Source organism: Mycolicibacterium rhodesiae, assembly GCF_002086695.1.
Classification (GTDB): Bacteria; Actinomycetota; Actinomycetes; order Mycobacteriales; family Mycobacteriaceae; genus Mycobacterium; species Mycobacterium rhodesiae.
The window spans coordinates 219,065-233,869 of record NZ_MVIH01000008.1; the positions used below are offsets into that span (position 1 = coordinate 219,065).

Sequence of the window (14,805 nt, forward strand, 5' to 3'; positions counted from 1 at the left end):
TCGCCGCCTGACACGATGTAGGCATGCGAATCGCGTCGCACATCAGCGAGCTGATCGGGCACACCCCACTGGTCCAACTGAACTCCGTCGTGCCGGAAGGCTCGGGGGTGGTCGCGGCCAAGATCGAGTACCTCAATCCCGGCGGCAGCGCCAAGGACCGCATCGCGGTGAAGATGATCGACGAGGCCGAGGCCAGCGGTCAGTTGAAGCCCGGCGGGACGATCGTCGAACCCACCTCCGGCAACACCGGCGTCGGCCTGGCGCTGGTCGCCCAGCGACGCGGCTACAAGTGCATCTTCGTCTGCCCCGACAAGGTCAGCGAGGACAAGCGCAATGTCTTGCGCGCCTACGGCGCCGAGGTCGTCGTCTGCCCGACGGCCGTCGCTCCCGACGACCCGGACAGCTACTACAGCGTGTCCAACCGGCTGGTCACCGAGATCGAGGGTGCCTGGAAGCCCGACCAGTACTCCAACCCGATGGGACCGGCCAGCCACTACGAAACCACCGGTCCGGAGATCTGGGCGGACACCGAGGGCAAGGTCACGCATTTCGTCGCCGGCGTCGGCACCGGCGGAACCATCACCGGCGCCGGCCGCTATCTCAAGGAGGTGTCCGGCGGCAAGGTGAAGGTGATCGGGGCAGACCCGGAGGGCTCGGTGTACTCCGGCGGCACCGGACGGCCCTACCTGGTCGAGGGTGTCGGGGAAGACTTCTGGCCCGCCGCATACGACCCGGCCGTCCCCGACGAGATCATCGCGGTCTCGGACGCGGATTCCTTCGACATGACCCGGCGGCTGGCCCGTGAAGAAGCGCTGCTGGTCGGCGGCTCCTGCGGGATGGCGGTCGTCGCCGCGCTCAAGGTGGCCCAGGAGGCCGGCCCCGACTCGGTGGTCGTGGTGCTGTTGCCCGACGGTGGCCGCGGTTACCTTTCCAAGATCTTCAACGACGGCTGGATGTCGTCGTACGGATTCCTGCGGACCCGGCTGGACGGGTCGGTGGTCGAGCCGACGGTCGGCGATGTGCTGCGCGGCAAGTCCGGGGCGCTACCCGACCTGGTGCACACCCACCCGTCGGAAACCGTTCGCGACGCCATCGGCATCCTGCGTGAGTACGGCGTGTCCCAGATGCCGGTGGTCGGCGCCGAACCCCCGGTGATGGCGGGCGAAGTGGCAGGCAGCGTCTCGGAGCGAGAACTGCTGTCCGCGGTGTTCGAGGGACGCGCCAAGCTGGCCGACGCGGTGGCGGTGCACATGAGCCCACCGCTGCCGTTGATCGGTGCGGGAGAGCTGGTCAGTGCGGCGGCGAAGTCGTTGGGGGAGCGGGACGCATTGATGGTGGTCGAGGAGGGTAAGCCGGTCGGTGTCATCACCCGCCACGATCTGCTCGGTTTCCTGTCCGACGGGCCCCGTCGACGCTGAAGTAGTTTCTCGGACAAATTCTTTGGGCGGTGTATTGCGCTCAGATGAAGATTGCGCTTTGTCGCGATACGCAGGTACTTCTCAGGTACATTTAGGCCGCTTTATCCCAGGTGATCACTCTCGAAGTGGAAGGCGCCATGACCGAACAACCGCCAGGCCCCCCGCCGGGAAGCTACCCGCCGGGGAATTACCCGCCGCCGCCTGCCGGTAACTATCCGCCGCCGCCACCGCCCCAGGGCGGTTACGCGCCGCCGCCACCGGGGGCTTCCTTCGGCGGCCCCCCCGCGCCTGGTCAGCCGGTTCCCCAGCTGCCGCAGAGCGCCTACACGTCCTGGTTCACCCGGGTCGTCGCGTGGCTGATCGACTACATCCCGGCCTACATCATCTTGGGCATCGGGTACGGCGTCGTGATCGCCACCACGGACACCGAATGCGTGACCGACACGTCGCAGTACGAGACCGCTGACTACTGCGCGTCGGGCACCTCGACAGTCGGCACGCTTGCTCTCGTCGTCGCGGGCTTGGTCGCGATCGCGTTCGTGGTCTGGAACCTCGGCTACCGCCAGGGCACCACCGGGTCGAGCATCGGCAAATCCGTGATGAAGTTCAAGGTGGTCAGCGAAAAGACCGGGCTGCCAATCGGTTTCGGACTGTCCTTCGTCCGCGAGATCCTGTACCTGGTGGCTTCCTACATCTGCCTCGGCATCGTGTGGCTGATCGCCGTGCTGTTCCCGCTGTGGGACAGCAAGCGCCAGACCTTGGCCGACAAAATCATGACGACCGTCTGCCTCCCCCTGTAGACAAAGGACTTTCGATGACGCAACCGCCCCCTCCTCCCGGTAACTACCCGCCCCCGCCGCCGGGGAACTATCCGCCGCCTCCGCCGGGGAACTATCCGCCGCCGGGGAATTACCCGCCTCCGCCGCCGGGGAACTATCCGCCGCCGCCTCCGCCTGGCGCCGGCGTGCTGTCGAAGGAGGCGTACACCCCGTGGATCAAACGGGTCGGCGCCTTCATCATCGATGCCCTCCCGATCGCGATCCTGTCCGGAGTCGGGCAGGGTCTGATGGTCGCCACCGGCGAGAACAACTGCACCTCGAGCAGCGTCGACAACAGCTACGGCGTCTACTGCACCTCGCAGCCGTCCACGCTGGGCCTGATCCTGTCGTTCGTGTTCGGGCTCGCCAGCCTGGCGTTCTGGGTCTGGAACTACGGCTACCGGCAGGGCACCACCGGGTCGAGCATCGGCAAGTCGGTGCTGAAGTTCAAGGTGATCAGCGAAAAGACCGGCCAGCCGATCGGTTTCGGGATGTCGATCGTGCGCCAGATCGCCCACTTCGTCGACGCGATCATCTGCTACATCGGCTACCTGTTCCCGTTGTGGGACGCCAAACGGCAGACGCTCGCCGATAAAATCATGACGACGGTGTGCGTGCCGCTCTGATGTCTCGAGCCGTTAGGCTCGAAACCGATGAGTGAGCAACGAAGTGCCGCCGACCGGCACCGGGCCCAGGGGTTCGCGACCAGGGCCATCCACGCCGGATACCGTCCCGATCCCGCGACCGGTGCGGTGAACGCGCCGATCTATGCCAGCAGCACCTTCGCGCAGGACGGTGTCGGCGGCCTGCGTGGTGGCTTCGAATACGCCCGCACGGGCAATCCGACCCGCGCCGCGCTGGAGGCGGTGCTCGCCGCGGTTGAGGACGGCACCTGCGGACGCGCGTTCAGTTCGGGCATGGCCGCCACCGACTGCGCACTGCGGGCGGTGCTGCGTCCCGGCGATCACGTGGTCATCCCCGACGACGCCTACGGCGGCACCTTCCGGCTCATCGACAAGGTATTCACCCAGTGGGGGGTTGCGCACACGCCGGTGGCACTGTCCGACCTCGATGCGGTGCGCGCGGCCATCACCGCTGCCACCAAGCTGATCTGGGTCGAGACGCCCACCAACCCGCTGCTATCGATCGCCGACGTTGCCGCGATCGCCGAGATCGCGGCTGTCGGCGGCCAGAAGGTGTTGGTGGACAACACCTTCGCCTCACCGGCGCTGCAGCAGCCGCTCAATCTCGGCGCCGACATCGTGCTGCATTCGACGACGAAGTACATCGGCGGACACTCCGACGTGGTCGGCGGTGCGCTGGTCACCAACGACGAGGAGCTGGACACCAAGTTCGCGTTCCTGCAGAACGGCGCCGGCGCGGTGCCCGGCCCGTTCGACGCGTATCTGACGATGCGGGGTCTGAAGACCCTGGAACTGCGGATGCAGCGGCACAGCGCGAATGCCGCGAAAGTGGCCGAATTCCTGGCTGAGCACGATGCGGTGAGCCAGGTGCTCTATCCGGGCCTGCCGTCGCATCCCGGGCACCAGGTGGCAGCGCGGCAGATGAGCGGATTCGGCGGCATGGTGTCGGTTCGGATGCGCGACGGCATCGACGCGGCACGCCAGTTGTGTTCGCGCACCGAAGTTTTCATCCTCGCCGAGTCGCTGGGCGGGGTCGAGTCGCTGATCGAGCATCCCGGCGCCATGACGCACGCATCGACCGCCGGATCGCAGCTCGAGGTGCCAGAGGACCTGGTTCGCCTCTCGGTCGGGATCGAAGACCCGGCAGATCTGCTCGGCGACCTCGAGCAAGCCCTAAACTAGTGCGGGCCGCACCGCGGCGGTCGTCACCGCCAGATTGACTTCGGCCATCTTGGCATCGTCAACCCATGTGCCGCTGGCGATTTCGCTGGCTCGATCGCAGACCCAGTGCCAGCCACGGTCGTTGAGGCTCAACACCGCGCCCAGTGCGCCGACGGTATGCAGCAGCGAAATGATCGTCGCCGTGGCCGGGTCGGGGCGGTTGCCGTCGAACAGGGCGGACAGCATGGCGGATCGGGCCCGGTCCACCCGCGCCCTGCTGGCCAGCGGCCAGGCATAGGTACTCCTGCGAAACCGATTCTGCGACAACGCAATCTGATGAATCTGGCCGGTGCGCAGCAGCTGGTCGATCACGCCGTCCTCGATCTGCTTGCGCAACTTGCCGATCGCCTCGCCCGCGCTGACCGGGGCCTGTTCGAGCAGGGCCAGCGCCGGGCGCACGACCGGATCCAGGGGAGGCGGCCCGGCTAACGCGACCAGTCGGTCGGCCGGGACGGGTTCACCTGGTATCGCGGGCCGGACCCGGCAGTCGTAGGCGAGGTCCAGCAGCACGGCGGCGGCCAACAGCCGTTGCAGCCGGGCCGGCTCCACGGCAGGCTGTGCCGCGGCATTGTCGAGCAGCAGCAGCAGAAGGTCTTCGGCGATGCGCGCCACGCGCGAGAGAGGTTACGAGTGGTAGGGCTCGGCGCTGACCAGCGTGACCTTCACGGTCTTGCCGCTCGGCACCGCGTACTCGCGGGTGTCGCCGACCTTGGCGTTGAGCAGCGCACCACCCAGCGGGGAGTTCGGGGAGTAGACCTCGAGCTTGTCGTGGTCGATGCCCTCCTGGCGGGTGGCGATCAAGAAGGTCTCGGTGTCGGACTCGTCACCGTCGTAGTAGACCTTGACCACCGAGCCGGGGAGCGCGACGCCGGACTGCTTGGGTGCCTCGCCCACCTTGGCGGTGTTCAGCAGCTCCTGCAGCTGGCGGATGCGGGCCTCCTGCTGGCCCTGCTCTTCGCGCGCGGCGTGGTAGCCGCCGTTCTCGCGCAGATCGCCCTCTTCACGACGGTCGTTGATCTCGGCGGCGATGACCGGACGGTTGGCGATCAACTGATCCAGCTCAGTCTTGAGGCGGTCGTACGACTCCTGGGTCAGCCAGGTCACCTGGGTATCGGTCATCTCGCTGCGCTCCTCGTTCGTTGGTTACGCGATGTTCGCGTTGCAGTCTGTTGTCGCTGCTGGGAACATGCGGATGGTTCCGCGTGTATTGCCATCGAAGAGCCGCGATGAAACGCGCCAATGAAGCAATACACGGCTCCCAGCAGGAACCGTGTATCGAATTAGTCTACCACCGCGAGGACAGGCAGCCTTCATGCTTTCGCAGTTCGCCGTTGGTCCTTCCGTCGCCGGTCAGGGCGCGACGAGGTATCCGGGAACGTCAGTTCCGCAGCCGTAAATATCGCCGACGAATGGTCGTTTGTACGACTTCACAAATGTGGTGACCTGCACCGTTGCCGCTTGTGATGGAGGCACCAGAATTTCGCGCCGACCGGTTTCGTCGCCGTCATGAGAACGAACTCGGACAATGCAATGCACGGGACGGGAAGGATCCTTTCGGGTCACGCTGATCGTCACCGAGACGGTGTGATCATCGGTGACCTGATATGCCGCGATCGTGCCCTCGACGTCGTTGCCTTCGAAGCGCTGGTAGGCGATCAGAGCCAGCACCAGCCCGGCGGCCAACACCAGCACACCCAGCGCGAACGCCACTCGCCGCCGGGTTGTCGCCGGCAGGCGGGTGCGCCCGTAACGCTCATGTGGGAGCGGCGGGGGAGTTTCGGTCATGGGTTGGCGTCGCGTCTCTCGTCAGCGGGCTTCGATTACGGGTATCCACGCCCCGAATGGAACTATTGGACTATAGGGCGTGCTGTCGCTGTTACATCAGCATGTAAGACCCAGGGAAAGCCCAAGACGAGACAGTGAGTACAGGGGAGACGTGACCGAACTGCGGCTGATGGCTGTGCACGCCCATCCGGACGACGAGTCCAGTAAGGGCGCGGCAACCGTTGCCCGGTACGCCGCCGAAGGCCACCGGGTCATGGTGGTGACTCTGACCGGCGGCGAACGTGGCGACATTCTGAACCCGGCGATGGACCTGCCCGAGGTGCGCGGGCGGATCGCCGACATCCGGCGCGACGAGATGGCCCGGGCCGCGGAGATCCTCGGGGTCGAGCACCACTGGCTGGGATTTGAGGATTCCGGGTTGCCCGAGGGCGATCCGCCGCCGCCGCTGCCCGACGGCTGCTTTGCGTTGGTGCCGCTGGAGCAACCGGTCGGCGAATTGGTGAAGCTGATCCGCGAGTTCCGTCCGCACGTGATGACCACCTACGACGAGAACGGTGGCTATCCGCATCCGGATCACATTCGCTGCCACCAGGTTTCGGTTGCCGCCTATGAGGCGGCCGCGGACTACCGGCTGTACCCCGACGCCGGCGAACCCTGGGCGGTCAGCAAGCTCTACTACAACCACGGCTTCCTGCGGGCGCGTCTGCAGCTGCTGCAGGACGAGTTCGCCAAGCATGGACAGGAAGGCCCGTTCGCCAGCTGGCTGGCGAAGTGGGACCCCGAGATCGACATCTTCGCCGGGCGGGTGACCACCAGGGTGTTGTGCTCGGAGTACTTCAACCAGCGCGACGAAGCCCTCAAGGCGCACGCGACCCAGATCGACCCGGACGGATTCTTCTTCGCGACGCCCATAGAGTGGCAGCAGCGGTTGTGGCCCACCGAGGAGTTCGAACTGGCTCGTTCGCGGGTGCCCGCCAAGTTGCCTGAAGACGACCTGTTCACCGGAATCGAGATCTTCGAGTGAGAGACCTGTTCACGACGGCCGTGTCGGTGCTGGCTGATCCGCCCAAGAACACCGGCCCGGATTTCGGCAAGGCCAGCCCGTTCGGCCTGCTGATCGTCGTCGTTCTGTTGATCTGCGTCTTCATCCTGGTGTGGTCGATGAACCGGCATCTCAAGAAGCTGCCCAGGAGTTTCGATGAGCAGCCGGTCGACGGTGAAGCCATCGGCGCGGCGACAACCGATGACACCGTCGGCACCGCCGGCACCGAGCGTGAGACCACGACACCACCGCATGAGCCCGGCGGCTAACACCCTCGGCAGCGCGACCAGCCCCTATCTGCGTCAGCACGCCGACAACCCGGTCCACTGGCAGCAGTGGACCCCTGAGGCACTGGCCGAGGCCGTGCGTCGGGATGCGCCGATCCTGCTGTCGGTCGGGTATGCGGCCTGCCATTGGTGCCATGTGATGGCCCACGAGTCCTTCGAGTCCGAGGACGTCGCAGCGGTGGCGAATGCCCAGTTCGTCTGCATCAAGGTCGACCGCGAGGAGCGGCCGGACCTCGACGCGGTGTACATGAACGCGACAGTGGCGATGACCGGCCAGGGCGGCTGGCCGATGACCTGCTTCCTGACCCCCGACGGCCGGCCGTTCTTCTGCGGCACCTATTACCCCAAGCAGCAGTTCCTGCAGCTGCTGGACGCGGTGTCCGAGACCTGGCGGACGCGCCGCGAGGAGGTCGAAGAGGCATCCGATCAGGTGGCCGGGGAGCTGCGGCGAATGGCCACGGGCCTGCCCGACGGCGGGCCGGAGATCGAGCCCGCGTTGTGCGACCATGCCGTCCTGGCGATCCTGCGCGACGAGGACGTCGAGCGCGGCGGCTTCGGGCGGGCCCCCAAGTTTCCGCCGTCGGCGTTGTTGGAGGCGCTGCTGCGGGCCTACGAGCGCACCGGCTCGCCGCTGCCGTTGGACGCTGTCGTTCGGACAGGCACCGCGATGGCTCGCGGCGGGATCTACGACCAGCTGGCCGGTGGGTTCGCCCGCTACAGCGTCGACGCCGACTGGGTGGTGCCGCACTTCGAGAAGATGCTCTACGACAACGCCCTGCTGCTGCGGGCGTACGCGCACTGGGGCAGACGCACGGGCGATCCGCTGGCCTTCCGGATCGCGGCCGAGACCGCCGGCTTCCTGCTGAACGACCTCGCCGACGGCGCCATGTTCATCTCGGCGCTGGACGCCGACGCCGCGGGTGTCGAAGGCTCGACATATGTGTGGACACCGGCGCAGTTGACCGAAGTGCTCGGGGAAGGCGACGGCACCTGGGCGGCAAGCCTTTTCGCGGTCACCGAGAGCGGCACCTTCGAGCATGGTTCGTCGGTGCTGCAGCTGCTCGCCGACCCGGACGACGCGGAGCGTTTCGAGCGCGTCCGGCTGGCATTGCTGGCCGCCCGCTCGACGCGGGTGCAGCCGGCGCGCGACGACAAGATCGTCACCGCATGGAACGGCTTGGCTATCACCGCGCTCGCCGAAGCCAGTGTGGCCCTTGATGTTCCACCGCTGTTGACAGCCGCGACCCGGTGTGCGCGAGTCCTGCTGGACAGCCACATCGTCGACGGCAGGCTGCGGCGGGCCAGCCTCGGCGGCGTGGTGGGCGACAGCGCGGGCATCCTCGAGGACCACGCCGCGCTGGCCACCGGGTTGCTGACGCTGCACCAGCTCACCGGGGAGGCGGGGTGGCTGGCGAGCGCCACCGATCTGCTCGACATCGCGCTGCGGCATTTCGCCGACCCCGATCGTCCGGGCCGCTGGTTCGACACCGCGGACGACGCCGAGCAGCTGATGGTCCGACCCGCCGACGCGCTGGACAACGTCACCCCGGCCGGGGCCTCGCTGATCGCCGAGGCGCTGCTGATCGCCGCGCATCTGGTCGACGCCGACAGGGCGGCGCGCTACGGACAGGCCGCCGAGGCCACCTTGTCGGCGCATTCGGCATTGCTGGCTCGCGCACCGAGGTCGGCCGGTCACTGGCTTGCGGTCGCCGAGGCGGCGGTGCGCGGTCCGCTGCAAGTGGCTGTCGCCAGCGCCGGACCTGACTCTGAATTGCTTTCCGCCGCACGGAAATTGGCGCCCGGCGGCGCCATCGTCGTCGGCGGGCCCGTCAACTCCTCCGCGCTGCTGGAAGGCCGCGACCGGATCGCCGGAAACGATGCCGCCTACGTGTGTCGCGGCCGGACCTGTGACCTGCCGGTGACAGGAGCCAGGGAACTCGCCGACGCGCTGGGTGTGTCCGTGTAGCCTTTGCGGCCATGAGCGATGCCCTCGATCTCGAAGCCCTGGTCAACCGTTACCTGAGCACCGTCGCCGCGGGCAAAGCGGCCGACGTCGCGGCGCTGTACGCCGAGGACGCCACGCTGGAGGATCCGGTCGGTTGCGGCGAAGTCCACATCGGCAGGCAGGCGATCGAGGGCTTTTACAAGAACGTCGAAGGCGCCGAGGTGAAATCGGAACTGCTGTCGTTCCGCGCCGGTGGTACCGAGGCGGCGTTCATGTTCGCCCTCACGGTCGCGGGCGCGATGCGGATCGAGGTCATCGAGGTGATGGCGTTCAACACCGACGGCGAGATCACCTCGATGAAGGCCTACTGGGGCCCGGAGAACGTCACCCAGCTGGGCTGAAAGCTCAGAAGACCGCGAACCACATCGCGATGTAGTGGCAGATCGCCGCGACCGCGGTGCAGGCGTGGAAGAACTCGTGGTGCCCGAACGTCGTCGGCCACGGGTTGGGCCACTTCAGCGCGTACAGCACCCCGCCCACGCTGTACAACAACCCGCCGACGACCAGCAGCACCATGGCGGCGATCCCGGCGCCGTTCATGATCGGGACGATGAACCACACCGCCACCCAGCCCAGCAGCAGATAGAGCGGCACGCCCACCCACCGCGGTGCCGACGGCCAGAAGCACTTCAGCAGCACACCGGCCAGCGCTCCGCTCCACACGATGGTCAGCAGGATCGCGCCGCTCTTCTCGGGCAGCGCCAACATCGCGAACGGCGTGTAGCTGCCTGCGATGAAGATGAAGATCATCGAGTGGTCGAGCCGCTTCATCCATTTACGGGCGCTCGGCGACGTCCAGTTCACCCGGTGATAGGTGCCGCTGACGGTGAACATCGCCACGATCGTCAGCGTGTAGATCAGCGTGGAGACGCCGGCCCGTGTCGATTCCACCGACCACGACACCGACACCAGGGCGGCACCGGCGATCGCCGCGATGACGGCGGCATAGACGTGAATCCAGCCTCGCAGCCGTGGTTTTCCGAAGAACTCGACGGCGGCGTCGACGACAGCTGCAGGGAAGTCTTCGGCGTAGTCGCGGGGGGATGGCTGCTGAGCCTCGTCTGCAGTCTCGACTCTTGCGGTCATGTCACCTCCACATCGCGACCGGGGGTAGCTGCTCGTCACAGTAGTCTGGTTTGTCGTGGAGATCATTCCCCCGCGCCTCAAGGATCCGGCCTACCGGCTCTACGAGATGCGGCTGCGCCAGGAGCTGGCGCGCTCCAAGTCCCAGCTACCCCGCCATATCGCCGTCCTGTGCGACGGCAACCGGCGCTGGGCTCGTGATGCTGGTCACGACGACGTCGCCTACGGCTATCGGATGGGTGCGGCCAAGATCGCCGAAATGTTGCGCTGGTGCGCCGAATCCGGCATCGAAATGGCCACGGTCTACTTGTTGTCCACCGAGAATTTGCAGCGCGATCCGCAGGAATTGTCCGAGCTGATCGAGATCATCACCGATGTCGTCGAGCAGATCTGTGCACCGGTCAACCGCTGGAGTGTGCGGACCGTCGGGGATTTGGAACTGCTCGGCGAGGAGCCGGCGCGACGGCTGCGCGACGCCGTGGACAGCACCGCGCCGCTGGCGTCGACCGCGGCATTCCACGTCAACGTCGCCGTCGGGTACGGCGGGCGGCAGGAGATCGTCGACGCCGTGCGCGCGCTGCTGAGCAAGCAGCTGGCCAACGGCGCCAGCCCGGAACAGCTGATCGAGTCGGTCACGATCGACGGCATCTCGGAGAACCTCTACACCTCCGGACAGCCCGATCCCGACCTGGTGATCCGGACGTCTGGGGAGCAGCGGCTGTCCGGTTTCCTGTTGTGGCAGAGCGCCTACTCGGAGATGTGGTTCACCGAGGCGCACTGGCCGGCGTTCCGCCGGGTCGACTTCCTGCGCGCGCTGCGCGCCTATAGCCGCAGACATCGCCGATTCGGCATGTGATGGCCGCGCTGTCAGCAGTGGTGTTCACGCTGAGCTGGTGGCTCGGGCTGTATCTGCTGGCACGTGATCCGCGTAAGGCGGTGCTCGCATTGGCCGCGGTGGGGCTGTGCGGATTCGCCGCCGTGGTGGCGCTGGATGCGGTGCGGGTGGTCAGCGTCGCGCACGCCCAACTGCTCGGCCAGATCGAGATCTATCTTGTCGCGGTGCCCGGGGTGGCCTGGTTCGCCGTCGTCCTGGAATTGGCCCGGCCGACCGACACGTGGCGCGGCCGCGCCACCGAGCTGAGCCTGGTCGGCGTGGTCGCCGCCGTCACCGTGGTGGGCGCCGTGCTGGCCGGCTCGGTCGAGGGCCCGCTGCGGACCGGCCACTGGGTGATGTTCGCGGTGATCTCGGTGTCGACACTCGGTGCCACGGTGGCTGCCGTACGCCGGGCCGCGCAGCCCGGCCGGGTCGCCGGTGTGGTGGTCATCGCCACGCTGTTCTTCGCGCTGGGCAATGCGATCCTGGTGATCCCCCTGGGCCTGGTGCCGAGCTGGCTCGCGTTGGCGTCCACCGGTTTTGACGTGCTGCTGCTGGGGTTGGCGGTCGCGTTGTGGGATGCGTTCGACGAAGGTCAGGCACTGCGGGCCGACATGCTGCGGTCGTTCATCGCCTCAGCGGTGGTGGCGGTGTTGTTCGGCGGGCAGGCGCTGATCGGGATGGCGGTCACCGGCGCCGACGGCCCGGGGCGCACCGCGCTGACCGCACTGCTGTTCACCAGCCTCGCGGTCGCCATCGCCATCAACGTGCTGGCCGACCCGCTGGCCGGGCTGCTGGACCGGCTGGCCTTCTCGCGGTCGCCGCGGCTTCGTGCCGAGCGCGCCGCCCTGCGTGGCGCGGAGGCCGCGCTGCCGCTGGTCGCCGTGAACCCGTTGGACGCCCTCGACGACGAGGCCTTCGCGCGGCTGACCCGTCGCGCGCTGGGCCACTACGGCGATCTGTCCAAACTCGTCGCCAGTCCACTGACACAGCTGCCGGTCATCGACGAACGGCTGGCCGCCCGGGGAGCGGCCGACCAGCCGGTGGAGCGCGCCAACGAACTCAAGGCGCTGCTGGCCGATCACATCGCCAGGCTCAAGCCCCGCGACGGCGGCGAGTTCGGCACGACGGAGCACTGGCGCTACTACAACTCGCTGTACTTCCCGTACGTCGTCGGGGTGCGGGCGTACGCCCAGAACGCCACCGCCGCCGGCCTGGACCCGGTCGCCAGGCAGGCGTGGCAGTGGTTCGTCACCGAGGTGCCGCAACGCTCGCTGCACAACTGGCAGAACGCCGCTGCGCGGTTGATCGCCGCGGACCTGCGTTCGCAGACGGCGGTTTCGCACTCCTGAGCTGCACGTGGCAGCACATGGCAGTGCCAGGCGTCGATCTGGCAGTGCTCGGCGAGCACCGTGATGACCATGACCGCCATAACCACCGGGAACCATCCGTTCTCCGATTCACAAGATTCGCTGCTGCGTTTCGCGATGCGCGTCGACGCCACGCTCACCGGCGTGCTCGGGCTGGCCTTCGCGGCAATGGCTGACCCATTGGGTCGGCTGACGGGACTGACCTCGGCGCAGGGCTACATCGCCGGCGCCGCGTTCGTCCTGTGCGGGCTCGTCGTCTACGCGCTGGCCGCCTCACCCGACCTTCGCCGCGTCGGCACCGGACTCGTCGCGTTCAACGTCGTGAGCACCGTCGGCTTCATCGCGCTCGCCGAGACCGCGGTACTGCCGCTGACCACGTTCGGATCAATCACCGCGCTGGCCGGTGGGCTCTACACCGCCACCTTCGCGGTCCTGCAATATCTCGGAGTTCGCCGTTTGGAGGCACACGCATGACCACCACCCTGTCCACCACGTCGGATTCGTTGTTGCGCATGGCGATGCGGGTCGACGCCGTCCTGTCCGGGCTGTGCGGCATCGTCCTGATGGCCGCGGCCGGACCGATCTCCGGGGTCACCGGCTTCTCGAAGGCGGCCGAGTTCGCCACCGGGGCGGTCTTTGTCGTCTACGCCGTGGTGGTGTTCCTCGCCGCGGGCCTGCGCCGGGTGCGGACCGCAGGCATCGCCACCGCGATCGCAAATTTGGTCTTCACCGTCGCGGCGGTGGTCGCGGTGATCGAGCTCGACCTGACCACCGCGGGTGTGGTCGCGACGCTGGGCAGCGGCGTGTACACCCTGGTGTTCGCCGACCTGCAGTACCTCGGGGTGCGCCGCATCAAATAGGGTTGCGGCCATGCATGTCGTAGCGTTCGCCGCCGCGCGCAAGGCGGTCCTGGAAGAAGCCGGCGGAGTCACCGCGGAGGGCTTCCCGATGACGAGCTGCTACGTGGAGAGCCTGCCCTCGCAGATCACCGTGCCGCTGGTGCTGGCGGTACACACCCAGGGCGGCAGCGACTATGAGCCGCGCCGCTTCATCGTCGCGAAATCGCCCGAGGGTGAGCGGGTCGGGCTGTTGGAGTTCGCCTGGCAGTGGCCCGACAACCCCGGCGTGCCGGTGAAGTTCCGGGTCTTCGCCCACCACCTGCCGATCACCGTGTACTCCGCGGGCGTCTACAGCGTGGGCATCTACTCCGATCCGGACGGCGCCGAGGCGGAGTTCGAGTTCCCGCTGCCGGTGTTGCGGCTCAACCCGCTCACCGGGGTGCCGCAGAACAACTAGAGCTTGCGCAGGCGCAGCCGGTTGATCGCATGATCGGCGTCTTTGCGCAGCACCAGCGTTGCCCGCGGGCGGGTCGGCAGGATGTTCTCGATCAGGTTGGGCCGGTTGATCGAACTCCAGATTTCCCGGGCTGCCGCAACGGCCTGGGTATCGGTCAGCCCCGCATAGTGATGGAAGTGCGAGGCGGGGTTCGCGAACGCGCCCGCCCGCATCGCCAGGAACCGGTCGACGTACCACTTCTCGATGTCCTCGATACGGGCATCCACGTACACCGAGAAGTCGAACAGATCCGACACCATCAGGGTTGGACCCGTCTGCAGGACGTTGAGTCCCTCGAGGATCAGGATGTCCGGGTGGGTGACGACGTGCTTCTCGCCGGGGACGATGTCGTAGATCAGGTGTGAGTACACCGGGGCGCACACCTGATCGGCGCCGGACTTCACTGTCGTCACGAACCGCATCAGCGCGCGGCGGTTGTAGCTTTCCGGAAAACCCTTGCGATGCATAAGGTTTCGACGGTTCAGTTCGGCGTTGGGATACAGGAAGCCGTCGGTGGTGACCAGGTCGACGCGGGGATGGTGTTCCCAGCGGGCCAGAAGTGCCTGCAGCACACGGGCGGTGGTGGACTTGCCGACCGCCACGCTGCCTGCCACACCGATGATGAACGGCACCGGCCGGTCCGGGTTCTGCTGCGGCTCACCGAGGAACTCCGACGTGGCGGCGAACAGTCGCTGACGCGCGGCCACCTGCAGGTGGATGAGCCGGGCCAGCGGAAGGTAGACCTCTTCGACCTCGAGCAGGTCGATCTGCTCGCCAAGGCCGCGCAGCCCAACCAGTTCGTCCTCCGTGAGCTTCAACGGAGTCGACATGCGCAGGGCACGCCATTGACTCCGGTCGAACTCGACGTAAGGGCTGGGTTCGCTCAGCCGCGCCATGGTGCCAGTCTTGCAGTTAGCTTGGTG

At 67.2% G+C, this 14,805-nt stretch carries 18 protein-coding genes; 13 read left to right on the plus strand and 5 right to left on the minus strand.

What is annotated here, in order from left to right:
• Positions 1-23 precede the first annotated feature (23 nt).
• The 4 genes from BST42_RS18295 to BST42_RS18310 all read left to right on the plus strand — a co-directional run bounded on the left by BST42_RS18295 (position 24) and on the right by BST42_RS18310 (position 4,062).
• Positions 24-1,418: a cystathionine beta-synthase gene (locus tag BST42_RS18295; RefSeq protein ID WP_083120714.1), complete on the plus strand. Its 1,395-nt coding sequence runs from the start codon at positions 24-26 to the stop codon at positions 1,416-1,418.
• A 137-nt stretch (positions 1,419-1,555) separates the two neighbouring features.
• On the plus strand, positions 1,556-2,218 hold the full coding sequence (locus BST42_RS18300) for an Rv1078 family RDD domain-containing protein (protein WP_083120769.1): 663 nt from the start codon (positions 1,556-1,558) through the stop codon (positions 2,216-2,218).
• Positions 2,219-2,232: 14 nt separating this feature from the next.
• Entirely contained in the window at positions 2,233-2,862 is a 630-nt protein-coding gene (locus BST42_RS18305; RefSeq protein ID WP_083120715.1) for an Rv1078 family RDD domain-containing protein, read from the plus strand.
• A 27-nt stretch (positions 2,863-2,889) separates the two neighbouring features.
• Positions 2,890-4,062: a cystathionine gamma-synthase gene (locus tag BST42_RS18310; protein ID WP_083120716.1), complete on the plus strand. Its 1,173-nt coding sequence runs from the start codon at positions 2,890-2,892 to the stop codon at positions 4,060-4,062.
• Here BST42_RS18310 and BST42_RS18315 read toward each other — a convergent pair.
• The 3 genes from BST42_RS18315 to BST42_RS18325 all read right to left on the minus strand — a co-directional run bounded on the left by BST42_RS18315 (position 4,054) and on the right by BST42_RS18325 (position 5,886).
• On the minus strand, positions 4,054-4,713 hold the full coding sequence (locus BST42_RS18315) for a GPP34 family phosphoprotein (RefSeq protein WP_083120717.1): 660 nt from the start codon (positions 4,711-4,713) through the stop codon (positions 4,054-4,056). The two genes, BST42_RS18310 and BST42_RS18315, sit on opposite strands and share 9 nt — an antisense overlap.
• A gap of 12 nt (positions 4,714-4,725) precedes the next feature.
• Positions 4,726-5,220: a transcription elongation factor GreA gene (gene greA, locus BST42_RS18320; RefSeq protein ID WP_071950063.1), complete on the minus strand. Its 495-nt coding sequence runs from the start codon at positions 5,218-5,220 to the stop codon at positions 4,726-4,728.
• Between the two features lie 231 nt (positions 5,221-5,451).
• Positions 5,452-5,886, minus strand: a complete 435-nt coding sequence (locus BST42_RS18325) for a DUF4307 domain-containing protein (RefSeq protein ID WP_083120718.1) — start codon at positions 5,884-5,886, stop codon at positions 5,452-5,454.
• A 151-nt stretch (positions 5,887-6,037) separates the two neighbouring features.
• Between BST42_RS18325 and mca the strand changes: the two genes are divergently transcribed.
• From mca to BST42_RS18345, 4 genes are read left to right on the plus strand one after another with little or no spacing between them, the layout of a single operon-like run.
• Positions 6,038-6,910, plus strand: coding sequence for a mycothiol conjugate amidase Mca (gene mca / locus BST42_RS18330; protein ID WP_083120719.1), 873 nt, complete (start codon positions 6,038-6,040; stop codon positions 6,908-6,910).
• Positions 6,907-7,197, plus strand: a complete 291-nt coding sequence (locus BST42_RS18335) for a hypothetical protein (RefSeq protein WP_083120720.1) — start codon at positions 6,907-6,909, stop codon at positions 7,195-7,197. Before mca ends, BST42_RS18335 begins: the two co-directional genes overlap by 4 nt.
• A complete protein-coding gene (locus BST42_RS18340) occupies positions 7,181-9,181 on the plus strand; it encodes a thioredoxin domain-containing protein (protein ID WP_083120721.1) in 2,001 nt (666 codons plus the stop codon). Before BST42_RS18335 ends, BST42_RS18340 begins: the two co-directional genes overlap by 17 nt.
• A gap of 11 nt (positions 9,182-9,192) precedes the next feature.
• Positions 9,193-9,561, plus strand: coding sequence for a nuclear transport factor 2 family protein (locus BST42_RS18345; RefSeq protein ID WP_083120722.1), 369 nt, complete (start codon positions 9,193-9,195; stop codon positions 9,559-9,561).
• A 4-nt stretch (positions 9,562-9,565) separates the two neighbouring features.
• Here the strand turns inward: BST42_RS18345 and trhA are convergent, their stop codons facing one another.
• Entirely contained in the window at positions 9,566-10,306 is a 741-nt protein-coding gene (gene trhA / locus BST42_RS18350; RefSeq protein WP_083120723.1) for a PAQR family membrane homeostasis protein TrhA, read from the minus strand.
• 55 nt (positions 10,307-10,361) lie between these two features.
• Between trhA and BST42_RS18355 the strand changes: the two genes are divergently transcribed.
• The 5 genes from BST42_RS18355 to BST42_RS18375 all read left to right on the plus strand — a co-directional run bounded on the left by BST42_RS18355 (position 10,362) and on the right by BST42_RS18375 (position 13,843).
• Positions 10,362-11,159: a (2Z,6E)-farnesyl diphosphate synthase gene (locus BST42_RS18355; protein ID WP_083120724.1), complete on the plus strand. Its 798-nt coding sequence runs from the start codon at positions 10,362-10,364 to the stop codon at positions 11,157-11,159.
• Complete coding sequence (locus BST42_RS18360; protein ID WP_083120725.1) at positions 11,159-12,529, plus strand: hypothetical protein; 1,371 nt, start codon at positions 11,159-11,161, stop codon at positions 12,527-12,529. The genes BST42_RS18355 and BST42_RS18360 overlap by 1 nt, the downstream gene beginning before the upstream one ends.
• Before the next feature lie 69 nt (positions 12,530-12,598).
• On the plus strand, positions 12,599-13,021 hold the full coding sequence (locus BST42_RS18365; protein ID WP_083120770.1) for a hypothetical protein: 423 nt from the start codon (positions 12,599-12,601) through the stop codon (positions 13,019-13,021).
• Entirely contained in the window at positions 13,018-13,407 is a 390-nt protein-coding gene (locus tag BST42_RS18370; protein ID WP_083120726.1) for a hypothetical protein, read from the plus strand. The genes BST42_RS18365 and BST42_RS18370 overlap by 4 nt, the downstream gene beginning before the upstream one ends.
• 10 nt (positions 13,408-13,417) lie before the next feature.
• Entirely contained in the window at positions 13,418-13,843 is a 426-nt protein-coding gene (locus BST42_RS18375; RefSeq protein WP_083120727.1) for a hypothetical protein, read from the plus strand.
• Here the strand turns inward: BST42_RS18375 and coaA are convergent.
• Positions 13,840-14,778, minus strand: a complete 939-nt coding sequence (gene coaA, locus BST42_RS18380; protein WP_083120728.1) for a type I pantothenate kinase — start codon at positions 14,776-14,778, stop codon at positions 13,840-13,842. The genes BST42_RS18375 and coaA overlap by 4 nt on opposite strands.
• Between the last annotated feature and the right edge of the window lie 27 nt (positions 14,779-14,805).